A 22,694-nucleotide genomic window follows, 5' to 3' on the forward strand; every position below is an offset into this window, starting at 1 on the left:
ATCCCGTCGACGCGCGAATATCCTGGCTGCGCAGTCACCAGCACTCGGCGCCGGTCGCTCGGCATCGGCGTTCAGCAGTTTCGAGATCCGATCGCCCCAGTACTCGTAGAGATCTTGCCGCGCTCGGTCTTCAGCCGCGAGCCCATCTCGAGCCGGTATTGCTGGAAGCCGTCGCGCGGGCGCAGCACGCCGTAGAGCCCCGACAGGATGCGCAGGTGATCCTGCGCCCAGTCCATCTCGTCCCTGTCCAGAGACGCCGCCTCGAGCCCCTGATACGTGTCGCCGGCAAAGCCAAGCGCCGCGGGGCGCAGTTCCTCGGCGGCGGGCGCGTCCTGAAAGTCGCGAAAGCGGTCGCGGTTGAGCTTGGCGAGATCGTCCGAGATCTTCATCAGCGACTTGAGGTCATCGACGCTCAGCTCGCGCGCCACCGCCGCAAGGCGCTTGGCCTCGTCCTGCAGGCGCGGTTCGGTCATCGTCACGTCGCGCTCCGACCAGTCCAGCTTCTTGGCGGGGGACACCACTACCAGCATCGCGAAACCTCCTTTGCCGGGCGGCGCCCGGTCTCATCCGTCATCGTCGTGATATTCGGGGAAACGAATACCCGGACCGATCTAGTCCGCCCGGGCCAGAACGTCCAGAAAGGCAGAGCCGAAACGCTCATAGCGCCGGTCTCCCAGCAGCCGCTCCATCGCCTCTCCGCTGTCGGGCCGGGCCTGCGCCACCTTGGCGAGCAGCGAGGCCGAGCAGGAGAGCGGCTTTTCCGTACCGTCGATGCCACGCACCAGATCCGCCTGCACCGCCATCAGCGTGTCGTAGAGCGAACCGGCCTCGCGCCCGGCAAGCTTGCGCCGGGTCGGGTGCATCTCCTCGCTGGCGCCGGTGATTACCGACAGGAACTCGGCACCGTAGCGTTCGAGCTTCTTGGCGCCGACGCCGCCGATCCGCGCCATGTCGTCGAGGCTTTGCGGACGGGTTTCGGCCATCTCGATCAGGGTCTTGTCGGGAAAGATCATGTAGGCCGGCAACGAGGCGGTCTCGGCCAGCGCCCGGCGCTTGGCCTTGAGCGCCGAGAGCAGCGGCGCGTCTTCCTCGGCCACCAGCGTCTTGACCTGCGGGCGACGCTCGGCGGCGCGGTCGATCACGTCGCGGCGCAGGGTGATGCTCTGCTCGCCCTTGAGGATCGGCAGCGCCGCGTCGGTCATCACCAGCGCGCCGTGGCGCTCGGGATCCGGGCGCACGAGATCAAAGCCCATCATCTGCCGGAACACCGCCTGCCACTGCCCCTTCTTGAGGTCGCGCCCGACCCCGAAGGTCGGCAGCTGGTCGTGGCGGCGCTGGCGCACCTTGTCGGTCTCGTTTCCGATCAGGATATCGATCAGGTGCCCGGCACCGAAGCTCTCGTCGGTCCGCAGCGCCGCCGACAGCGCCTTGCGCACCGCCTCAGTGCCGTCGAAGAGCTCGGGCGGCTTGTCGCAAAGATCGCAATTGCCGCAAGGTTCAGAGCTTTCGCCGAAGTAGCGGAGAAGCTGCTGACGGCGGCAGCCCAGCGCCTCGGCCAGCCCCAAGAGCGCGTTCAGACGACCGTGATCGGCGGTCCGACGCTCGGGCGGGGCCATGCCCTCGTCGATCTGGGCGCGGCGCAGGCGGATGTCGTCGGCGCCGTAAAGCGTCAGCGTTTCCGCCGGCGCCCCGTCGCGCCCGGCGCGGCCGATCTCCTGGTAGTAGGCCTCGATGGATTTCGGCAGGTCGGCATGGGCGACCCAGCGGATGTCGGGCTTGTCGACCCCCATGCCGAAGGCCACCGTGGCGACCACGATCAACCCGTCTTCCTTGGCGAAGCGCTCCTCGACGGCCCGGCGGTCATCCGCCTCCATGCCGCCGTGGTAGAAGCAGGCGCTGTGCCCCTCCTGCCCCAGCGCCTGCGCGAGGCTCTCGGTCTTGGCGCGGGTGCCGCAATAGACGATGCCCGAGCGGCCCTTTCGGGCGGCGGCAAAGCGCAGGATCTGCGCGCGCGGGCTGTCCTTGGGGCGGAAGGCAAGGTGGATGTTGGGGCGGTCGAAGCCGCGCAGGAAGGTCTGCGGCGTCTCGCCATCGAAGAGCCGGCGGACGATCTCTTCCTGCGTCTCCTGGTCAGCGGTGGCGGTGAAGGCCGCGAGCGGCACGCCAAGGCTGCGGCGCAGCTCGCCGATGCGCAGGTAGTCGGGGCGGAAATCGTGGCCCCACTGGCTGACGCAATGGGCCTCGTCGACGGCGATCAGGCTGACGCCGGCCTCCGCCAGCATCCGTTGCGCCCCGCCCGAGGCGAGACGCTCGGGCGCAAGATACAGCAGCTTGAGCGTGCCCTGCGAGAGCATGTTCCAGACCGCGTCAGTCTCTTCCTGCGTGTTGCCGGAGGTCAGAGCGCCGGCGGCAACGCCCGCTTCGCGCAACCCGCGCACCTGATCACGCATCAGGGCGATGAGCGGCGAGATCACCACCGTCACGCCGCCGCGCATCAGGGCGGGAAGCTGGTAGCACAGGGATTTTCCGCCGCCGGTGGGCATGATGGCGAGCACGTTCTCACCCTGCGCCACGGCATCGACGATCTCGCCCTGTCCGGGGCGGAAGGCATCAAAGCCGAAAATCTCTTTCAGCAGCGCCTCTCCGGGCGCGATGTCGCGTGGCATGGGCGGGACCTGCGGATTTTACGCTATATCTGCTCTATTCCGCACAGTCTCATACTAAGATTAGGTGAACAAGCCCGCCTGTGGCGGAAATCACCCGAACAGGATGGTCGGAAGAATATAGTCGCGCAGCGAGATCACGATGATGAACACCACGAGCGGCGCCAGATCCAGCGGGTGGGTGTTGGGCAGGATGCGGCGGATCGGCGTGTAGATCGGCTCGAGCAGACGGTTGAGCCCGGTCCAGATGCCGGCGACCAGCGGCTGCCGCAGATTGAGCACGTTGAAATTGATCAACCAGCTCATGATGATGTGGACGATCATGATGAAGAAGATCACGTCGAGGATCAGCTTCAGCGGGCCGTAGATTGCCATCATGTGGTGTGTTTCCTTTGCCTGTCCGCGCACACAGGTAAGCATCCCAGCAGGCGAGGGCAATAGTGCCGCAGGGTTGTGGTTGACGTTCCGGGCGCGGCGCGGCCCTTTGGGCGCAAATTCAAGGAGTCGCCCGCATGTATCCCTTCATCCGCATGGCCAAGGAGCTTTGGATCTCGCGCAACCAGCCGCCGCTCGAGCTGGGCGAGAGCCACATCTCTCACCACATCTGCTGGCCGTGGGATCTCGACCTGTGGAAAGAGCTCAACAATGGCCGCACCCTGACTCTCTACGATCTGGGGCGCATCCCGCTGGCCAAGCGCTCCGGGCTGATCGGCGTGCTGCGGCGCGAACGCTGGGGTCTGACCATGGCGGGCGCGGTGGTGCGCTACCGTCGGCGCATCAAGCTGATGGAGAAGGTCGAGATGCGCTCGCGGCTGATCGGCTGGGATGCGCGCTTCATGTATCTCGAGCAGACCATGTGGAAGGCCGATGGTGAATGCGCCAACCACGCGGTGTATCGCGGCGCGGTGACCGACCGGAACGGCATCGTGCCGACCGACCGGATCATGCAGGCGCTCGGTCACGAGATCGAGTCGCCGGAGCTGCCCGATTGGGTGCAGAGCTGGCTCGCCGCCGAGGACCAGCGGCCCTGGCCGCCGCAGATGTAGGACGGGCGCCCGTTTTCGCCTTGCCCCCTGCCCCGCCCGGCTGTTCTATCGCGCCGCGGACAGGAGGACAGCATGGCCGGCAACGTGACACGCAAACGCATCTGGGGCTGGTTCTTCTTCGACTGGGCCAGCCAGCCTTACAACACCTTGCTGCTGACCTTCATCTTCGCGCCCTATGTCAAGGAATTGATGGGAGACGGCAGCCGCGCACAGGCGGCGTGGGGCTTCGGCATTGCTGCGGCGGGCTTTGTCATCGCCATCCTCGCCCCGATCCTCGGCGCGCTGGCCGATACCGGCGGCAACCGGCTGCGCTGGATCTGGGGCTTCTCGGGGCTCTACGTGCTGGGCTCGGCGATGCTGTGGTTCGCCGCACCGGGCGACTTCAATCTGATCTCGACACTGTTCTTCTTTGCCCTCGGCCTCGTCGGCATGGAGTTCGCGACGATCTTCACCAACGCCATGCTGCCCGACCTCGGGCGCCGGGACGAGATCGGGCGCATCTCGGGCAATGGCTGGGCCTTCGGCTACGTGGGCGGGCTGATCGCGCTGGTGCTGATGCTGGGCTTCTTCGCAGAGAGCGCCACGACCGGGACCACCTTCCTCGGGCTCGCCCCGGCGCTCGGGCTTGACCCCGAAATGCGCGAGGGCACGCGCTTCGTGGGGCCGTTGACCGCGGTCTGGTACGTGGTCTTCATGGTGCCGTTCTTCCTCTGGGTGCGTGACCCGCGCAGCCAATCGGCCCCCAAGGGCGCGGTCAAGCGGGCGCTGACGGATCTCAGGGGCACGCTGAAGCGCCTGCCCGAAACCCCCTCGCTCTTCGCCTTCCTCGCCTCCTCGATGTTCTACCGCGACGCGTTGAACGGGATGTATGCCTTCGGCGGCATCTATGCCGCCGGGGTGCTCGGCTGGTCGGTGGTCGATACCGGCGTTTTCGGGATCATCGCGATCATTTCCGGCGCGCTTTTCGCCTGGCTCGGCGGCAAGGCCGACACCCGCTTCGGGCCCAAGCCGGTGATCGCCGTCTGCATTCTCGTGCTGACCGCAGTCGCCATCGGCATCGTCTCGGTCGAGCGCGATGCGCTGTTCGGCATCGCCCTGCCCGAGGGCTCGCGCGCCGCCGACTATGCCTTCTGGCTCTTCGGTGCCACCATCGGTGCTGCGGGCGGGGTGATCCAGGCCGCCTCGCGTACCATGATGTGCCGACAGGCCAACCCCGCGCGCATGACCGAGGCCTTTGGCCTCTACGCGCTCGCCGGGAAGGCCACCTCGTTCCTCGCACCGCTGCTTATCGGAGTGGCAACGACGGTGAGCGACAGTCAGCGCATCGGCGTGACGCCGATCATCGGGCTTTTCGTAATCGGGTTGGTTCTGCTACGCTGGGTGCAACCAGACGGAGACCGAGCAGAATGATCCGCACCCTGACCGCCATCGCCGTGGCCGCGCTGACTCTTGCAGCCTGCGGCGGCGACCGCCCCGCCGCCACCGTGACCGAAGAGGACCTCCCCCGGGTGACCGGGGTGCTCTCGACCAAGAGCGCCAAGAGCATGTTCGGAGCCGAGCAGGTCGGCTCGCAGCAGAGCGCCGCCGCTTACGGCTCCTATTCGCGGGGCTGCGTGGCCGGTGCCCAGCAACTGGCCGAGACCGGTCCGACCTGGCAGGCGATGCGGCTCAGCCGAAACCGCAACTGGGCCCATCCCGAGACCATCGACTACGTGCAGGACCTGAGCCGCAAGGCGGCGCAGCTTCCCGGCTGGAGCGGTCTCTACATCGGCGACATGAGCCAGCCGCGCGGCGGCCCGATGACCTCGGGGCATGCCAGCCACCAGATCGGGCTCGATGCCGACATCTGGATGCGCCCGGCAAACGATCTCAGTCTCAGCCGCTCGGCGCGGGAAAACATCTCGTCGATCTCGCTGCGACGCGCCTCGGGCGCCTATACCAACGACAACTGGACCCGGTCGCATCACGAGCTGCTGAAGGCCGCGGCCAGCGACCCGCGCGTGGCGCGAATCTTCGTCTTCCCCGGCGCCAAGGTGAAGATGTGCAACGACGAGACCGGCGACCGCGCATGGCTGCGCAAGATCCGGCCTTGGTATGGCCACCATTACCATTTCCACGTGCGGCTGAGCTGCCCGCCGGGCGCCACCGGCTGCGTCAACCAGACGCCACCGCCGCCGGGTGACGGCTGCGCCGATGCGCAGGCCTGGGTGAACAACATCCTCAACCCGCCGCCGCCCGACCCGAACGCGCCACCGCCCAAGCCCAAGCGCGATCTCACCATGGGGGACCTTCCGGCCCAATGCGCAACCGTACTCGCGGCGCAATAGGCGCTGCACTGGCGGGCGCGATCGCCATCGCCGCCGCGGCCAGCGGCGGCGAAGCGCGTTTTGTCGCCAGCTTCACCTGGAGAATGAACGATCCGGCCTTCGGCGGGTTCTCCGGCCTCGAGCTCTCCGAAGACGGCAGCCGCTTCACCGCGATCAGCGACCGCGCCGGCATCATCTCGGGCACCCTCGAACGACAGGAGGGGCGCATCGTGGCGGTGCAGGCCGGCCCGGTTGAGGATCTCAGGGACGACAAGGGGCAACCGCAAAGTCAGGCCGACGGCGATTCCGAAGGGCTCGCGGTCGACGGCAGCGGCCGCGTCTTCGTGTCCTACGAGGGCACGAGCCGCGTCTGGGCCTATGACACGCCCGACCGCGCCATGCCCCTGCCCCGCGCCGAGGCCTTCAAGCGGCTACAGACCAATTCCAGCCTCGAGGCTCTGGCGATCGACGCCCAGGGCCGGCTCTACACGCTCCCGGAACGCTCGGGCGAGCTGACCCGGCCCTTCCCTGTCTGGCGCTACGACACCGGCCGCTGGACGCAGCCCTTTGAGATCCCGCGCCGCGGCGGTTTTCTCGCCGTTGGCGCCGACATCGGCCCCGACGGACGCTTCTACCTGCTGGAACGCGAGTTCACCGGCGTGGGCTTTCGCAGCCGGGTGCGCCGTTTCGACATGACCGAAGATGGGTTGAGCGGGGAAACCACGCTGTTCGAGAGCCACCTGCTGCGCCACGACAACCTCGAGGGCATCGCGGTCTGGCGTGACGAGGCGGGCGCGATCCGCCTGACGATGATCTCGGACGACAATTTCAACTTCTTCCAGCGCACCCAGCTGGTCGAATACACCGTCCCGGAATCTCTTGCCTCAAGCCCTGACAGGCCTTAAGGGGACCAATCCGCCGCGTCCGGCGCGGCCAAGTCCCCGCAACCTTGTCAAAACGGGTCAAGAAACATGACGCGCAAACATCTTCCCGGCATTCTTGCCATGGCCACCATCGTGCTGGCCTCCAACATCCTCGTGCAATTCCTGTTCGGCCAGTGGCTGACCTGGGGTGCCTTCACCTATCCGCTCGCCTTCCTCGTCACCGACGTGATGAACCGCCTCTACGGCGCCAAGGCCGCCCGCAAGGTGGTCTTCGCCGGCTTCGTGGTCGGCGTGATCTGCTCGCTGATCGGCACCCAGATCATGCTGCAGGGCGATGGCTACACCTATCCCGCCGTGACGCTCCGCGTCGCCATCGGCTCGGGCCTTGCCTTCCTCACCGCGCAGATGATGGACGTGGCGATCTTCGACCGCCTGCGCGAAGGCGCATGGTGGCGTGCGCCGCTGGCCTCGACGCTGGTGGGCTCGGCCCTCGACACCGCGATCTTCTTCACCATCGCCTTCTCGGGCGCGCTGAGCTTCCTCGAGCCCGGCAACGACGTGAGCTGGGCCGGTGAAATCCTGCCGCTGCTGGGCGTTGGCCCGATGGTGCCGCTCTGGGTCTCGCTGGGCACCGCCGACTGGCTGGTGAAGCTCGGCCTCGCCATCATCGCGCTGGTGCCATTCCGGGTGATCGTTTCGAAGGCACTTTCGTCGCGCGCGATGGCCTGAGCTGCAGAAAACGTTTTGAGAATGGGCGGTGTCGTGCCACCCTGAAGATGCGTTTTTCAACAGCTGAAAGGAGGTGATCCAGTGTCTAGAGAAACATTGGAGAGAGGTGTCGGAACAGCCCGGAGGATGACCTGCTAGGGCAACCCCTGGCAAGACTTCCGATCGAGGTTGGCATTGCCTAACCGGCCCGCCTCCTTGACGTCTCGAATGGGTCACTCCACAGGCAGGGTGACCCATTTCCCATTTCAGACCGCCTCGCCCGGCACCTTCGGGCGCAGCGCGATGCAGGGGCCGCCCGGGAGACCGTGGCGGCCCCCGCTTTTTGTGCTAGGTCCTGCCCATGCTTGAGATAAACGACCGCATCAGCATCGAAGACTGGGAAATGACGGAACAGTTCATCCGCGCCTCGGGGCCGGGCGGGCAGAACGTCAACAAGGTCTCGAGCGCCGTGGAACTGCGGTTCGAGGCCGAGCGCTCGCCCAACCTGCCGCCGGCGGTGAAGACCCGCCTGCGCAAGCTCGCCGGGCGGCGCTGGACCAAGGAGGGCGCGGTGGTGCTGCAGGTCGACGAGACCCGCAGCCAGGCGCGCAACCGCGAGATCGCCCGCGAGCGCCTCGCAGAGCTGATCCGCAAGGCGCTGGAGAAGCCCAAGCGGCGCATTCCCACGCGGCCGACGCTGGGCTCGAAACGCCGCCGCCTCGAGGGCAAGAAGCAGCGCGGCGAGGTCAAGGCGCTGCGTGGCAAGGTCGATCCCGGCAACTGAGAGACCCCGCGCCGGCCTCAGATCACCCGCACCTGGGTGCCGATCGGGGCCACCGCGAAGAGCTCTTCGATCTTCTCGTTGTAAAGGCCGATGCAGCCGTCCGACGACTTGCGCCCGATCTTGCGCGTATCATGGGTGCCGTGAATGATGTAGGCCGGCCAGCCAAGATACATCGCGTGCGTACCAAGCGGGTTGTCCGGGCCCGGCCCGATGGGCTTCCAGTCGGGGTAGCGCTCGAGCTGCGAGGGGGTGGGCGTCCAGGACGGACCGACCTTTTTGCGCACGATCTTGGTGTAGCCGCGCTTGGTCAGTTCCTCGGTCAGCGGCACGGATGTTGGATAGATCCGGTAATCGCTGCCGTCGCCGTTCCAGAAATGCAGCGCCCGCGAGGTGGTGTCGCAGACGATGCAGGCCTTTCCCAGCGCGTCGAAGTGATCACGCCAGTCCTGCATGGCAAAGCTCGAGATGTTGCGGCGCGCGCCGTCCTGCGCGCGCGCCATGGCCGGAACCATCAGCGATCCGGTCGCGGCGGCGCCAAGCGTCAGCGCAGCGCGCCGGGTGAAGCGGGTGGACATTGGGACTGCTCCTGTTTCTTCCGTGGCCTCTGCGGGCCACGGCGCTGTTTCAGCAGCCCTGCCTTAAGCCAAGCTTAAGCTGCGCGCTCAGCCCTCGGACCCGTCCGGACCGGTCGCGTCTTCGCCCGCCATCGCCACCAGCGCGGGCACTTCGGAGCCGTCTGTCCACTTGCCAGCCTCTTCCTTGGTCAGAACCACCACCTTGGTGCCATTCTCGACCTGCTCGGCAAGATGGATCACATCCTGGTTGAACATGCGGATGCAGCCCGAGGAGGTTCCGTGCCCCACCGTCCAGGGGCTTGGCGTGCCGTGAATGCGGTAAAGCGTGTCGCGGCCATTCTTGTAGAGATAGAGCGCCCGCGCGCCGAGCGGGTTCTCAAGGCCGCCCGGCAGGCCGTTCCTGACCGGACCGTATTCCTCGGGATCGCGGCGCAGCATGTTCGCGGTCGGTGTCCAGTAGGGCCAGTCGCGCTGAAACGGGATCGTCGCCTCTCCAGAGAAGCCGTAGCCCTGCGCGCCCACCGCGATCAGGTAGCGCATGGCGGTTTCGCCGCCCTTCAGGTGGTAGAGGAACCGCCCGCCGGGATCGACCACGATGGTGCCGGCCTCATAGGGCGCATGATACGGCACCAACTGCCGCTTTCGGAACTCGGTGAGATACTTGTCCTCGATGGCCGGGACTTCGAAGCCGTTGTCGACAGTCGCCGCGTACATCGCCCGGGTCTCGTCGCTGATCTCGCCAAGCTGGTTCGGCGGCGGCGCCATCGCGCAGGCTCCCAGCACAGCAGGCAGCGCCAGCAAGGCAAGGTATTTCAGTCTCAGACTGGTCAGTGCGATCATGGATGGTCTCTTGTCCTCTCGACCCGCTGCCGTGGCCGGTCCCGGCCGTAGCCCAGATCCGCCGGCACGGGTGGCGATGCCCCCGCCCGGCCAACACGGCATGGGTGTTTTCTGTTTTATCCCTCTAACCTCGTCCGTCTGCCGGTGAGGTCAAGCAAACACCGCAACAGGCTTCCCACGAAGCGATCCCTCGCTTATATGCGCGCCATGCAGAATCCTCCCGACCTGCGCCCCGATCTGGCGCGCGCCCGCATCTCCGAGACCAAACGCGACGGCCAGCCGACCATCGGCATGGTCTCTTTGGGCTGCCCGAAAGCACTGGTCGACAGCGAACGCATCCTCACCCGGCTGCGCGCCGAGGGCTACGGCATCTCGCCCGATTATGCCGGGGCCGACGCGGTCATCGTCAACACCTGCGGCTTCCTCGACAGCGCCAAGGCCGAGAGCCTCGAGGCCATCGGCGAGGCGCTGAACGAGAACGGCAAGGTCATCGTCACCGGCTGCCTCGGCGCCGAGCCCGACTACATCACCGGCGCCCACCCCAAGGTGCTGGCCGTCACCGGCCCGCACCAGTACGAGCAGGTGCTCGACGCGGTGCATGGCGCGGTGCCGCCGGCGCCCGATCCCTTCGTCGACCTGCTGCCGTCATCGGGGGTCAAGCTCACGCCGCGGCATTACAGCTACCTGAAGATCTCCGAGGGCTGCAATCACGCCTGCAAGTTCTGCATCATCCCCGACATGCGCGGCAAGCTCGCCTCGCGCCCGCACCGCGCGGTGATGCGCGAGGCCGAAAAGCTGGTCGAGGCCGGCGTCAGGGAGCTGCTGGTGATCAGCCAGGACACCTCGGCCTACGGCACCGACTGGAAGGACCGCCCCGAGAAGGCGCCGATCCAGAGCCTCGCACGCGACCTGGGATCGCTCGGGGCGTGGGTTCGGATGCACTATGTCTACCCCTACCCCCACGTGCGTGAGATGATCCCGCTGATGGCCGAGGGCGGCATCCTGCCCTATCTCGACATCCCCTTTCAGCACGCCCACCCCGACACGCTGCGCCGCATGGCGCGGCCCGCCGCTGCGGCCCGTACGCTCGACGAGATCGCCGCATGGCGCGCCGTCTGTCCCGAAATCGTGCTGCGCTCGACCTTCATCGTCGGCTATCCCGGCGAGACCGAGGCCGAGTTCCAGACCCTGCTCGACTGGATGGACGAGGCACAGCTCGACCGGGTCGGCTGCTTCCAGTACGAGAACGTCGCCGGGGCACGCTCGAACGCGCTGCCCGACCACGTGCCCGCCGAGGTCAAGCAAGAGCGCTGGGATCGCTTCATGGAAAAGGCCCAGGCGATCTCCGAGGCGAAGCTTGCGGCCAAGGTCGGCACCCGCGTGGAGGTGATCGTTGATCTCGTCGAGGATGACGCCGCCACCTGCCGCACCGAGGCCGACGCCCCCGAGATCGATGGCAACCTGTTCATCGACGAGGGCCACGAGGCGCTGTCCCCTGGTGACATCGTGACGGTCGAGGTCGATGAGGCGGGCGAGTACGACCTCTGGGGTCGCCTCGCCTGACGGCAGTGTCACTTGTGATTCGCACGTGAAGGCACACGTATAACGGGAATTTTAGCGCTACCCGCTGCATCAGAGATCACGGTAATGTGTGGACTCTTCAGAGTTTTCGCGGCTGTCAATGCACCTGACAAGAGAAAGCGGGTTTTCGCTAGGTCAAACCCGACCTTGGTGTTAAGATTACACCATCGTTAAAGCAGTAGATCGATCGTCCGTAAGCTGCCCCGGGATGATCAGGATCCGGACCCGTCCGATCCTTGAGCAACCCGACTGACGGGCATCGAAGATTTTGTTTTCACTGAGACATTTCAGTCCAGAGAATGCCCTCGCCCCGCGGGGGCATTCTTTTGCGCGCGGACCGTGGCGCTTTCCGCGCCCTGCCCGCTTGCGCCGCCCGCGCCGCTGCGGCATGGCTCTGCGCCATGGCGAAGCTCTATTTCAACTATTCCACCATGAATGCCGGCAAATCGACGCTGCTGCTGCAGGCTGCGCATAACTACGGCGAGCGCGGCATGGAGGTCTACCTGCTGACCGCGCGGCTCGACACCCGCGCCGGCGCGGGCCGCATCGGCTCGCGCATCGGGCTCGGGCGCGAGGCGGACACCTTCACCCCCGAGGACGATCTCTTCGCCCGCATCGCCGCCCAGCACGAAGCGCGCGACCTCGCCTGCATCTTCGTCGACGAGGCGCAGTTCCTCACCGAGGCGCAGGTCTGGCAACTCGCCCGCGTGGCGGACGATCTCAAGATCCCGGTGATGGCCTACGGCCTGCGCGTCGATTTCCGCGGCCAGCTGTTCCCGGGATCGGCGGTGCTTCTGGCACTGGCCGACACCATGCGCGAGGTGCGCACGATCTGCCATTGCGGCCGCAAGGCGACCATGGTGATCCGTCAGGATGGTGACGGTCGGGTGGTCACAGCCGGCGATCAGGTGCAGATCGGCGGCAACGAGACCTATATCTCGCTGTGCCGGAAGCACTGGCGCGAGGCGGTTGGGGATCGTGACGCGGACATCACCGACACCGGCACGGCCTGAGACCGCTGGGCGGGGGCGCTGCCCCCTCTTGGCGCTGTGCGCCAATTCACCCCCGAGGTATTTTTGAACCAGAGAAGACAGAAGCGCCGCGCCCCTGGCTTCTCTTCGTCAAAAATACTCCCGCCGGAGGCAGGCCGGCCATCGCGACCGGGACCTCGGACGGGGATGGGCACAGCGGCCCGGTCCGCGTCAGCTGCCGCGCTGCGGGATCACCTGCTGAACGATGCCCACGAAGATCAGGTAGATCGAGGTGGCGACAAGGCCCCAGTGGGCCCAGCTTTCGGGGTGGAAATCGACCCAGGCGGCCCAGCCGGCAAAGCCGGTCCAGGCCAGTGCAATCGGTAGGGAGACGCTGCGCCAGCGCTTGGTGCGCACCGGGTGGATGAATTTCAGCGGCAGGAACATGGCCACCGCCAGCAGCACCACGAGCACCAGCATCACCCAGAGCGCCGGCTCGATCGCGAAAAGCACCAGCACCAGCATGTTCCAGCAGCCCGGGAAGCCGTGGAACGAGTTGTCCTCGGTTTTCATTCGGCTGTCGGCGAAGTAGAGCGCGCTGGAATAGGTGATCATGATGATCGCGAACCAGCCGGTCCAGCCCGGCATCAGCCCGGACTGGAACAGCGCGAAGGCCGGGATGAAGACATAGGTTAGGTAGTCGATGATCAGGTCGAGCAGCACGCCGTCGAAGCGCGGCGCGTTTGTCTTGACGTCGTATTTGCGCGCCAGCGGGCCGTCGATGCCGTCGACGAAGAACGCCACCACCAGCCACAGGAACATGACCGACCAGTCCTCCTGCGCCGCGGCCAGCAAGGCCAGCATGGCAAAGACGGCCCCGGTCGCGGTGAGCATATGGGTGAGCAGGGCTTTGGAGGCGATTTTCATGCGCCTGTCATGCCGCATGTGACCGGCAATCGCAAACGCTCAGTCGCTTGCGGGCGGCACACGCATCAGCTGCGCCAGCGCATCGAGCTCCTGGCCGATGCCACCGCCCACCGCCTCGGCCGCGGCGCGCCGCGCGGTCTCGATCTTGTTCTGGCCGAGCTTCCAGGTGCTGTCGACGCGCTCGACCTCAAACCGGAAGGGCAGGATCATGCGCAGGAGCTTGGCCCGCGTCTCCTCGGTCATCTTCTCCATCGTCCACGGCACCTTGGGCAACCGCGCCTCGAAGAAGGCCGACTGCGCCTCCAGCAGTGGCTCGAGCGCGTCCTGAGGCAGCGGCAGGAGCCGGCCCGTCAGGTGCACCGCCACGTAGTTCCAGGTCGGCACCTGGTCGGGGCCGAGACCGTACCAGTCGGGCGACACATAGCCATCCGCGCCGCTCACCGCGATCCGGGCCGGCAGGCCACCCCTGGCCGCTCGCGAGATCGGGTTCGAGCGCACGAGGTGCAAGTCCGCGTATCCGCCATCCTCGGAGAGCAGGAAGGGCACGTGCGACAGCAGCGGCGCGCCCTCGCTTGAGACCGCCAGCGTGCCGAAGGCGCGCTGCCGCGCAAAGCTGAGGCTCTCGTCGCGGGTCGTGCCGCGAAAGGTCGGATTCGGGTGCATCTCAGGCCACGAGCCGCTGGCCATGCTGGCCGGTGATCGTCGCGGTGACGATGGCGCCCTCGGTCTGCGGGGTCGAGAGGTCGACTTCCGTGAACTGCTCGGTGCGCCCCATGGTCGGGTTTTCCATCAGGATCCGATGTGTCACGCCCTGCTGCGCCGCGAGATGACGCGACACCGCGGCCTCGCCGGCGGCGCGCAGGCGGGCGGCGCGGGCCTTGATGGTATTGCCGTCGACCTTGCTGGGAATCTTCGCCGCAGGCGTGCCCGGGCGCGAGGAATATGGGAAGACGTGCAGCCAGGTCAGGCTGCACTCCTCGACCAGCTTCAGCGAGTTCTCGAAATGCGCCTCGGTCTCGGTCGGAAAACCGGCGATGATGTCGGCGCCGAAGGTGATGTCGGCCCGCAGGCGACGCGCCTCTTCGGTGAAGCGGATGGCATCGTCGCGCAGGTGCCGGCGCTTCATGCGCTTGAGAATCAGGTCGTCGCCGTGCTGCAGGCTGAGATGCAGATGCGGCATGAGGCGCGGCTCGGAGGCGATGGCGAGCATCAGGTTGTCGTCCGCCTCGATGCTGTCGATCGAGCTGATGCGCAGGCGCGGCACATCGGTCAGCCGCAGGATGCGCATCACCAGATCGCCCAGGCGCGGCGTACCCGGCAGGTCGGCGCCCCAGGAGGTCAGGTCGACTCCGGTCAGAACCACCTCGTTGTAACCCTTCTGCACCAGGCGCTTGATCTGGTCGACGACCACGCCCGCAGGGACAGAGCGCGAATTGCCCCGGCCATAGGGAATGATGCAGAAGGTGCAGCGGTGATCGCAGCCGTTCTGCACCTGCACATAGGCGCGCGAGCGGGTGCCGAAGCCGTCGATCAGGTGGCCGGCGGTCTCGGTCACCGACATGATGTCGTTGACCTGCACCTTCTCGGTCTCGCCGATGAAGCCGTTGGACAGCCCCGCCCAGGTGTCGGGCGACATCTTCTCGGAATTGCCGATCACCGCGTCGACCTCGTCCATCGCGGCGAAACTGTCCGGGTCGATCTGCGCGGCACAGCCGGTGACGATGACGCGGGCCTCGGGATTCTCGCGGCGCAGGCGGCGAATCTCCTGCCGCGCCTTGCGCACCGCCTCGGCGGTGACGGCGCAGGTGTTGACCACCACCGCGTCGCCGACGCCGGCCTCTTCGGCCAGCGCCTTCATCGCCTCGGTCTCGTAGGCATTGAGCCGGCAGCCCAGCGTGGTGAACTTTGGTGCGCTCATCGGGCCGCCTCCAGCCAGGCAGGGCCGAAGCTGCCGTCGAACACATGCGCCGTGGCGCCGGTCATCCAGACGCCATCGTCGCGCCAGTCGATCTGCAACGTCCCGCCATCGAGCTCGAGCGTCACCTTGCGGCCCGTGAGACCGCGCCGCGCCGCCGCCACCGCGGTGGCGCAGGAGGACGAGCCCGAGGACAGCGTCACGCCGACGCCGCGCTCCCAGACCCGCATGCGCAGGTGATCGGGGCCGATCAGGCTCGCCACCTGCACATTGGTGCGCTGCGGATATAGCGGGTGATGCTCGAATCGCGGCCCGAAGGCCTCGAGATCGATGGCCTCGGCATTCTCGACAAAGAAGGTGCAGTGCGGGTTGCCCATGCCTGTGGCCACCGGCGTGCCCTCGATCGGCAGCGCAAGCGTGTCCATCTCGGAGGCCAGCGGGATGTCCTGCCAGTCAAGCTGCGGGTGGCCCATATTGACCGAGGTCAGCCCGTCGCCCGCATCCTGCGCAAAAAGCTTGCCGCGCTCGGTCACGAGGGTGAGCCGGTCCTTGCCGCTCTCGTCCATGAGGAACCGCGCGATGCAGCGGGTGGCGTTGCCGCAGGCGCCGGCGGTCGAGCCGTCGGCGTTGTAGAAGGTCAACCGCGCATCCCCCTCGCCCGTCTCGATCAGCGCCAACTGGTCGAAGCCCACGCCGCGATGACGATCGGCGATGGCGCGGGCCAGACCCGGGGTCACGGTGATGCGGCGCGCACGCCCGTCGAGCACGACAAAATCGTTGCCGAGGCCGTGCATCTTCATGAAGGACAGGGGTTCGCGCGTGTGTTCCATGGCGCGCATATACGCGCGTTGCAGGACCCTTTCCAGAGCCGCGAAAATTTCCTGTCAGAAAACTGTAAAAATGTGCTTGACCCCACCCCCGGTAATTTCTAGAAGCCGCCCCACAGTGGGCCGTTAGCTCAGTTGGTAGAGCAACTGACTTTTAATCAGTGGGTCGCAGGTTCGAATCCTGCACGGCTCACCACTGCACCAACATCGTGAGACTGATCGTTCCTTTCGGGAGCGTGATCTCGCGATGTCGGATGCTCTCCCGACAGAGTGACGCCGCTCCGGCGCATGGAACCCCGACAGCGGCTTGCGCGTATGTCTGCGCAGCCACGGAGACACGCCATGAAGGATCCTCTCAACGCCCTCACCCTGACGCTGATCGCGGCGCTCGGCATCCTTGCGCTGATGGCTGTGCCGCATGGCGATTCGACCACCGCCCTGACGCTTCTCGCCCAGCGGTGACCGCGAGACGCTTGCCCCGCCGCTCCGCCGGTGCAACTCTGTCACCCGTGATGACGAGGTTGCACAGATGATCCCGGCGCAGGTCGGGCAGGCCCCGCTCGATACCCTGCAAAGCACCGCGCTCGAGGCGCTTGCGCAGGCCGAGAGCTTTTTCACCACGTTCGTGCGGCCGTGGAACTTCTACCAGATCGGCATTGCGCTGACGCTGTTCCTCATCGCCCACCTCATCGCGCAGGTCGTGAGCCCGAGGATGCGCGAGTGGATGCGCTCGCGCGAAGGCTGGCCGACGTGGCGGCTGCGGATGTTGCTGGTGCTGCAGCGCCGATTGCGAATGATCTTCTTCGTGATCCTGATCTGGCACGTGATCGGCATCATGCAACAGGTCACCTGGCCGTCGCGCTCTTACCTCCTGATCGTCATTGCGAAACTCGCCAGCGCATGGCTCGGCATCGCGCTGGGAACGCGGCTGATCCGCAACCCGGCGCTGCGCAGCCTCTTGCGCTATGGCGCGTGGATCTGGGTGACGATCTGGATCCTCGGCCTGAGCGAAGAAACCGTGGCGGTGCTCGACAACGTCGCCATCGAACTCGGGGAGAGCCGGCTTTCGGTCTGGCTCATCCTGCAGGGGCTGCTGGTGCTTGCGGTGCTGGTTGCCCTGGCGCGCTTCGTTTCGGGCACCAGCGCCGCCAGCATCCGGCGCAACGGCAATCTCAGCCCCTCGATGCAGGTGCTCGCGGTCAAGTTCCTGCAGGTCTCGCTTTATGGTGCGGCCTTCTTCGTCGCGCTGAAGCTGGTGGGCGTGGATTTCACCGGCCTTGCGTTCCTGTCGGGGGCCATCGGCGTGGGCCTCGGCTTCGGCCTGCAGAAGGTGGTCTCGAACCTTGTCAGCGGCATCATCATCCTGCTCGACAAGTCGGTAAAGCCCGGCGACGTGATCTCGCTGAACGACACCTTCGGCTGGATCAACGCGCTTGGCGCGCGCTACGTCTCGATCACCACGCGCGACGGCAAGGAATACCTGATCCCCAACGAGGACCTGATCACCGGGCAAGTGGTGAACTGGTCACATTCCAACGAGTTCGTCCGGCTCGACATCTTCTTCGGCACCTCCTACGGCGACGATCCCCACCTCGTGCGCCGCATTGCCGTCGAGGCGGCGCTCTCGGTCACCCGGGTGCTGAGCGATCGCCCGCCCGTCTGCCACATCGTCGGCTTCGGAGACAGCTCGGTCGATTACATCCTGCGGTTCTGGATCTCCGATCCGACAGGCGGCCTCACCAATATCCGCGGCAACGTCTATCTGGCGCTCTGGGACGCGTTCAAGGCAAACGGCATCTCGATCCCGTTCCCGCAGCGTGAGGTGCGCGTGGTCAACGAGACCCTGCCGCCGATGGCGGACCGCCCGTCGCCGCCCGGTGACGGGACGTAGCGGCTGACAAGCGCCGCCCGTCGCGTCATCTTCCGCGCAACCCGAGATCTGAGGAGGTCCCCATGTCAGACGATATCGTCATCCTGAGCGGCGCGCGCACCGCAATCGGCACCTTCGGCGGTGCCCTCGCGGCGGTGCCGCCGATCGAGCTTGGCACCACGGCGGCGAAGGCGGCGCTGGAGCGCGCCGGCGTCGAGGGCGGCCAGATCGGCCAGGTGGTGTTCGGCCACATCATCAACACCGAGCCGCGCGACATGTATCTCAGCCGCGTCGCCGCGATGCGGGCGGGCACCCCCGAGACGGTCCCGGCGATGAACGTCAACCGGCTCTGCGGCTCCGGCGTGCAGGCGATCATCTCGGCCACCCAGTCGCTGATGCTGGGCGATGCCGATTTCGCGCTCGCGGGCGGCGCCGAGTGCATGTCGCGCGCGCCCTTCATCAACCCCGACCAGCGCTGGGGCAAGAAGATGGGCGACATCCGCACCGTCGACATGATGATTGGGGCGCTGAACTGCCCATTCGGCACCGGCCACATGGGCGTTACCGCCGAGAACGTCGCGCGCGAGCACGGCATCAGCCGCGAGGCGCAGGACGCCTTCGCCGCCGAGAGCCAGTCGCGCACCGCCCGCGCGATCTCGGAGGGGCGCTTCAAGGACCAGATCGTCCCGGTCGAGATCGCCTCGCGCAGGGGCACCGTGGTGTTCGACACCGACGAGCACCCGAAGGAGACCACCGCCGAGACCCTCGCCGGCCTCCGCCCCGCCTTCGAGAAGGACGGCACCGTGACCGCCGGCAATGCCAGCGGCATCAATGACGGCGCCGCGGCACTTGTGCTGGCCCGCGCCTCCGCCGCCGAGGCGGCCGGGCTGACGCCCCGCGCCCGCATCCTTGGCTACGCGCATTCCGGCGTGCGCCCCGAGGTGATGGGCGTCGGCCCGATCCCCGCCGTGCGCGCCCTGTTCGAGCGCACCGGGCTCGGCGCCGGGGACTTCGACGTGATCGAATCGAACGAGGCGTTTGCCGCGCAGGCTCTGGCGGTGAACAACGAGCTCGGCCTCGATCCGGCCAAGGTGAACCGCAATGGCGGCGCCATCGCGCTTGGCCACCCGGTCGGGGCCACCGGCGCGATCATCACCGTCAAGGCGCTCTACGAGCTCGAGCGCATCGGCGGCAAGCGTGCCCTCGTCACCATGTGCATCGGCGGCGGTCAGGGCATCGCGCTGGCGATCGAGCGTCTCTGACCAAGGCACCCGGGCGGCTCAGCCGCCCAACGCCGATTTCATCGCACGCTCTGGGAAACAGGTGGCGGGGCGGCCATTGGCCTCCTGCCACCGCCCGATGGAGCGCCGGGTCTTGAAGCCCGGCAACCCGTCCGCGCCGCCCACGTCATGGCCCCGCGCCTCGAGCGCTCGTTGCATCACCGCGATATCCGAGCGGTAAAGCCGACCGACATCGCCCCAGCGGGCCTCGAAATCGCCCATGCCATACTCGATGCGGTCGCCCACATGGCCGACAAAGAGCGCGTAGAGATCGCTCATGTTGTAATCCTTCAGCACGTAGAAATTCGGCGTCACGATGAAGGCCGGCCCGTGCCGGCCCGCTGGCATCAGCAGAAAGCCCTCGCCGCGGGCCTCATGCTCGGGGAAGGCCTTGCCCGAGACCCGTGTGATGCCCATCGCCGCCCAGTCCGCGATGCGCCGGCCCTGATCGGGCCCTTCCAGAGTGCAGGAAACCGAGGCCGGCACCCGCACCTCGAAGCCCCAGTCGCGCCCCGCCTGCCAGCCGTGGCGGGCAAGGTAGGTGCCGATCGAGGCGATGGTGTCGGCCTCGGAGGTCCAGATATCGGCCTGCCCGTCGCCATTGCCGTCGGCGGCGTAGCTCAGGAAGTTCGACGGCATGAATTGCGGCTGGCCCAGTGCGCCCGCCCAGCTGCTCTTCATGCTGCGCGGATCGACATGACCTGCCTCGGCGATGCGCAGCGCCGCCACCAGCTCGTCGGTGAAATAGTCGGCGCGCGTGCTCATGAAGCCCTTGGTGCCGAGCACCCGGAAGGCATCGTGGCGGATCGCCACCTGCCCGTAACCGCTCTCGCGCCCCCAGACGCCGAGGATGATGCGCCCGGGCACTCCGGTGGCACGCTCCACTGCCGCCAGCGACTGCGCGTGCTGCCGCGCCATGCGCCGTCCGACCGAGGTGGCGCCATCGAGCGAGCCGCGCGAGAAATACTTGGCCGGCGCGCCGAACTCGGCCTGCCGCTGCCGCTTAGGTGTCTGCGCCGCACTCCCCGGCGGCACGAGGTCCGGCAGATCCCAGTCCAGCGCCACGCCCGAGAACGCCGCCTCGAACGTGCCACGTGAAACGCCCTCCGAGCGGGCGCGCGGCCAGACCGTCTGCTCGAGCCAGTCGCGGAACTGGCGCTCGACCGCAGCGCGGTCCTGCGCCACGGCGGGCATGCCAAGAGCAAGCATCAGGGTCAGGACAAGCAGGCGAAGGCGGTGGAACACTGTGGCGATACTCCGGTCAGGGGCGTGGAAAATGGGCGTTGCCCCGCAGCCTACACCGGTTCACGCCGACCTAAAGCGAAAGCGGCAGGCTAGCCCCACATCTGGCGCATCTTCGCCGCCACGTCGATCTGGCCCGGCGCCGGGCGCGGGGCGCCCTGCCCGACGGGCGGCGCCCAGTGCAGGGTCTCGAAGCGGTCGAGCATCGCCTTCTCGATGAAACGGGTGCGCATGGCGTAGACATGCCGGTCGCCGTTGCGGGTCTGGCTGGTGACGTAGAAGCGCAGCGGCACGCCAAGCGTGAGGTGATCCTTGGCCCGCGTCATGGCGACGTAGAGCAGCCGCCTCTCCTCCTCGAGCTCGTGGGTCGAGCCGGTGCCGAGATCCGAAGGGATGCAGCCATCCACCGCGTTGAGCAGGTAGACCGATTTCCACTCCTGCCCCTTGGCGGAATGGATGGTCGACAGGATCAGGTAATCCTCGTCCTTCAGTGGCACGCCCGACTTGTCGCTGGTGGCGTCGGGCGGATCGAGGGTCAGCTCAGTCAGGAAGGCCTCGGCATTGGGGTAGCCGGTGGCGATCTGCTCGAGCTGCATGAGATCGGCGCGGCGCGCCTCGGCATCCTCGTGCATCCGCTCGAGATGCGGCTCGTACCACGCCCGCGCATGGCCCAGCGCCGCCGGCCAGTCCGCCTTGCTGCGCATCGCCTCGACAAAGCCCGGCCAGTCGGCCCCGGCGCGCGGCGGCGCGGCCACATCCTCAAGCGCGGCCAGCGGATCGGGGGCAAGATCGAGCGCGTCGAGCACCTGCCCCGCCGCCTTCGGCCCGATGCCGGGAATGAGCTGCAGCACCCGAAATCCCGCCACCCGGTCGCGCGGGTTGCGCACCAGCCGCAAGAAGGCCAGCAAGTCCTTCACATGCGCGCTATCGAGGAACTTGAGTCCGCCGAACTTGACGTAAGGCACGTTGCGCCGGGTCAGCTCGGCCTCGAGCTGCACCGAGTGGGAGGAGGTGCGGAACAGCACCGCCTGCTCCTTGAGCTTGGTCCCGGTCTCGCGGTCCTCAAGGATGCGGTCGACGAAATAGCGCGCCTGATCGCCCTCGGTCGCCACCGTCACGAGGCGCGGCTTCTCGGTCGAGGCGCGCTCGGTCCACAGATCCTTGGTATAGCGCTCCCTCGCCTGCCCGATCACCGCATTCGCGGCCTCGAGAATCGGCTGGGTGGAGCGGTAGTTGCGGTCCAGCGTGATGACATCCGCGGGCGGCTGGAAGCCGGTCGGGAAGTCGAGGATGTTGCGCACCGTGGCGGCGCGAAAGGCATAGATCGACTGCGCGTCGTCGCCGACCACCGTGAGCCCGCGCCCGTCGGGCTTCAGCGCCATTAGGATGCGCGCCTGAAGGCGGTTGGTGTCCTGGTACTCGTCGATCAGCAAGTGATCCCAAGCCCCGCCGATATGGGCGGCAAAGCCCTCGTCCGACATCACCTGCGCCCAGGCCAAGAGCAGGTCGTCATAGTCCAGCACGTTCTGCGCCTGCTTGGCACTGACATAGGCGCCGAAGAGCTGCTTGAGCTCGGCCTGCCACGGGCTGCACCACGGGAAATGATCGCGCAGCACCTCGTCGAGCGGATCGCCGGAATTCACCGCGCGGGAATAGATTGCGAGGCAGGTGCCCTTGGCCGGAAACCGCGCCTTGACCTGCGAGAAGCCCAGTGCGTTGCGGCAGAGGTTCATCAGATCGGCGCTGTCCTCGCGGTCGTGGATCGAGAACTCGGGATGCAGGCCGATGGCCAGCGCATGCTCGCGCAGGATGCGGGCGCCGATGCCGTGGAACGTGCCGGCCCATGTCAGCGCCTCGGCGGCCACGCCGCGGCCCATCGCCTGCTCGGTGATCCGCGCCACCCGGCGGGTCAGCTCGGTCGCGGCGCGGCGCGAGAAGGTCATCAGCAGGATGCGCTGCGGATCGGCCCCGTTGACCAGCAGATGCGCCACCCGGTGCGCCAGCGTGTTGGTCTTGCCCGAGCCCGCCCCGGCGATCACCAGAAGCGGCGGCGCCACGGCATCGCGGACGACGCCGAATTCGACCGCGGCGCGCTGGTTGTCGTTCAGTTTGTCGAGATATCCTGCCTCTGCCATGCGCCTCTCCCCTTGTTGAGTCCCGGGGCGTTCACTGTTTGGCCGAGCATACCGCGGCAGGAACATAAAGGGAACTTCAATAATTCCGCCCGACACCCATCGCTTAAGGATCTTCGCAACCACAACGGGTGACCGCCACC

The 22,694-nt window shown here is 67.0% G+C and carries 20 protein-coding genes, 1 tRNA gene and 1 pseudogene; 11 read left to right on the plus strand and 11 right to left on the minus strand.

The genetic code is table 11. From position 1 onward, the window contains the following. The 3 genes and pseudogenes from R2601_RS26435 to R2601_RS04415 all read right to left on the minus strand — a co-directional run. Positions 1-530, minus strand: a pseudogene (locus R2601_RS26435) (YaaA family protein); the annotation flags it as partial. A gap of 81 nt (positions 531-611) precedes the next feature. Further along, positions 612-2,666, minus strand: coding sequence for a DNA helicase RecQ (gene recQ, locus R2601_RS04410; RefSeq protein WP_007794160.1), 2,055 nt, complete (start codon positions 2,664-2,666; stop codon positions 612-614). Positions 2,667-2,756: 90 nt separating this feature from the next. Then, positions 2,757-3,041 carry a YggT family protein gene (locus R2601_RS04415; RefSeq protein ID WP_007794162.1) on the minus strand — a complete coding sequence of 95 codons (285 nt, stop codon included), beginning with the start codon at positions 3,039-3,041 and terminating at the stop codon, positions 2,757-2,759. Between the two features lie 134 nt (positions 3,042-3,175). Between R2601_RS04415 and R2601_RS04420 the strand changes: the two genes are divergently transcribed. From R2601_RS04420 to arfB, 6 genes are all read left to right on the plus strand, one after another. Next, positions 3,176-3,709, plus strand: a complete 534-nt coding sequence (locus R2601_RS04420) for an acyl-CoA thioesterase (RefSeq protein ID WP_007794164.1) — start codon at positions 3,176-3,178, stop codon at positions 3,707-3,709. Positions 3,710-3,781: 72 nt separating this feature from the next. Beyond that, positions 3,782-5,119: an MFS transporter gene (locus R2601_RS04425; protein ID WP_007794166.1), complete on the plus strand. Its 1,338-nt coding sequence runs from the start codon at positions 3,782-3,784 to the stop codon at positions 5,117-5,119. Next, the gene (gene mepA / locus R2601_RS04430; protein WP_007794167.1) at positions 5,116-6,036 is read left to right on the plus strand and encodes a penicillin-insensitive murein endopeptidase; all 921 of its coding nucleotides are present in this window, start codon (positions 5,116-5,118) and stop codon (positions 6,034-6,036) included. Before R2601_RS04425 ends, mepA begins: the two co-directional genes overlap by 4 nt. After that, complete coding sequence (locus tag R2601_RS04435) at positions 6,009-6,920, plus strand: esterase-like activity of phytase family protein (protein ID WP_007794169.1); 912 nt, start codon at positions 6,009-6,011, stop codon at positions 6,918-6,920. Before mepA ends, R2601_RS04435 begins: the two co-directional genes overlap by 28 nt. Positions 6,921-6,986: 66 nt before the next feature. Beyond that, the gene (locus R2601_RS04440) at positions 6,987-7,628 is read left to right on the plus strand and encodes a queuosine precursor transporter (protein ID WP_007794170.1); all 642 of its coding nucleotides are present in this window, start codon (positions 6,987-6,989) and stop codon (positions 7,626-7,628) included. A gap of 340 nt (positions 7,629-7,968) precedes the next feature. Continuing rightward, positions 7,969-8,391, plus strand: a complete 423-nt coding sequence (gene arfB, locus R2601_RS04445) for an alternative ribosome rescue aminoacyl-tRNA hydrolase ArfB (protein ID WP_007794172.1) — start codon at positions 7,969-7,971, stop codon at positions 8,389-8,391. Positions 8,392-8,408: 17 nt separating this feature from the next. Here the strand turns inward: arfB and R2601_RS04450 are convergent, their stop codons facing one another. Next, on the minus strand, positions 8,409-8,966 hold the full coding sequence (locus tag R2601_RS04450) for a L,D-transpeptidase (protein WP_007794174.1): 558 nt from the start codon (positions 8,964-8,966) through the stop codon (positions 8,409-8,411). Positions 8,967-9,053: 87 nt separating this feature from the next. After that, the gene (locus R2601_RS04455; protein WP_007794177.1) at positions 9,054-9,806 is read right to left on the minus strand and encodes a L,D-transpeptidase; all 753 of its coding nucleotides are present in this window, start codon (positions 9,804-9,806) and stop codon (positions 9,054-9,056) included. A gap of 198 nt (positions 9,807-10,004) precedes the next feature. Here R2601_RS04455 and rimO point away from each other — a divergent pair, with 198 nt between their 5' ends. Both rimO and R2601_RS04465 read left to right on the plus strand, forming a co-directional pair. Next, positions 10,005-11,369: a 30S ribosomal protein S12 methylthiotransferase RimO gene (gene rimO, locus R2601_RS04460; RefSeq protein WP_007794180.1), complete on the plus strand. Its 1,365-nt coding sequence runs from the start codon at positions 10,005-10,007 to the stop codon at positions 11,367-11,369. Between the two features lie 419 nt (positions 11,370-11,788). After that, positions 11,789-12,400: a thymidine kinase gene (locus R2601_RS04465; protein WP_007794182.1), complete on the plus strand. Its 612-nt coding sequence runs from the start codon at positions 11,789-11,791 to the stop codon at positions 12,398-12,400. A gap of 189 nt (positions 12,401-12,589) precedes the next feature. Here the strand turns inward: R2601_RS04465 and R2601_RS04470 are convergent, their stop codons facing one another. Genes R2601_RS04470 through dapF form a run of 4 tightly spaced genes read right to left on the minus strand, consistent with a single transcriptional unit; the run spans position 12,590 to position 16,039 of the window. Further along, positions 12,590-13,285, minus strand: a complete 696-nt coding sequence (locus tag R2601_RS04470) for a CDP-alcohol phosphatidyltransferase family protein (protein ID WP_007794184.1) — start codon at positions 13,283-13,285, stop codon at positions 12,590-12,592. Positions 13,286-13,324: 39 nt separating this feature from the next. Then, positions 13,325-13,948 carry an FMN-binding negative transcriptional regulator gene (locus R2601_RS04475; RefSeq protein WP_040545127.1) on the minus strand — a complete coding sequence of 208 codons (624 nt, stop codon included), beginning with the start codon at positions 13,946-13,948 and terminating at the stop codon, positions 13,325-13,327. Position 13,949: 1 nt separating this feature from the next. After that, positions 13,950-15,203: a tRNA (N(6)-L-threonylcarbamoyladenosine(37)-C(2))-methylthiotransferase MtaB gene (gene mtaB, locus R2601_RS04480; protein ID WP_007794189.1), complete on the minus strand. Its 1,254-nt coding sequence runs from the start codon at positions 15,201-15,203 to the stop codon at positions 13,950-13,952. Then, positions 15,200-16,039, minus strand: a complete 840-nt coding sequence (gene dapF, locus R2601_RS04485) for a diaminopimelate epimerase (protein WP_007794192.1) — start codon at positions 16,037-16,039, stop codon at positions 15,200-15,202. Before dapF ends, mtaB begins: the two co-directional genes overlap by 4 nt. Positions 16,040-16,147: 108 nt before the next feature. Here dapF and R2601_RS04490 point away from each other — a divergent pair. The 3 genes from R2601_RS04490 to R2601_RS04500 all read left to right on the plus strand — a co-directional run bounded on the left by R2601_RS04490 (position 16,148) and on the right by R2601_RS04500 (position 19,159). Further along, a tRNA-Lys gene (locus R2601_RS04490) sits at positions 16,148-16,223 on the plus strand. A 333-nt stretch (positions 16,224-16,556) separates the two neighbouring features. Continuing rightward, entirely contained in the window at positions 16,557-17,918 is a 1,362-nt protein-coding gene (locus R2601_RS04495; protein ID WP_007794199.1) for a mechanosensitive ion channel family protein, read from the plus strand. Positions 17,919-17,980: 62 nt separating this feature from the next. Beyond that, complete coding sequence (locus R2601_RS04500) at positions 17,981-19,159, plus strand: acetyl-CoA C-acyltransferase family protein (protein ID WP_007794202.1); 1,179 nt, start codon at positions 17,981-17,983, stop codon at positions 19,157-19,159. An 18-nt stretch (positions 19,160-19,177) separates the two neighbouring features. Here the strand turns inward: R2601_RS04500 and R2601_RS04505 are convergent, their stop codons facing one another. Together R2601_RS04505 and R2601_RS04510 are read right to left on the minus strand one after the other, a co-directional pair. Next, positions 19,178-20,386, minus strand: coding sequence for a lytic murein transglycosylase (locus tag R2601_RS04505; RefSeq protein WP_040545130.1), 1,209 nt, complete (start codon positions 20,384-20,386; stop codon positions 19,178-19,180). 125 nt (positions 20,387-20,511) lie between these two features. After that, positions 20,512-22,554, minus strand: a complete 2,043-nt coding sequence (locus tag R2601_RS04510; protein ID WP_007794208.1) for an ATP-dependent helicase — start codon at positions 22,552-22,554, stop codon at positions 20,512-20,514. Positions 22,555-22,694: the final 140 nt, after the last annotated feature.

It is taken from the genome of Salipiger bermudensis HTCC2601 (assembly GCF_000153725.1).
Lineage (GTDB): Bacteria > Pseudomonadota > Alphaproteobacteria > Rhodobacterales > Rhodobacteraceae > Salipiger > Salipiger bermudensis.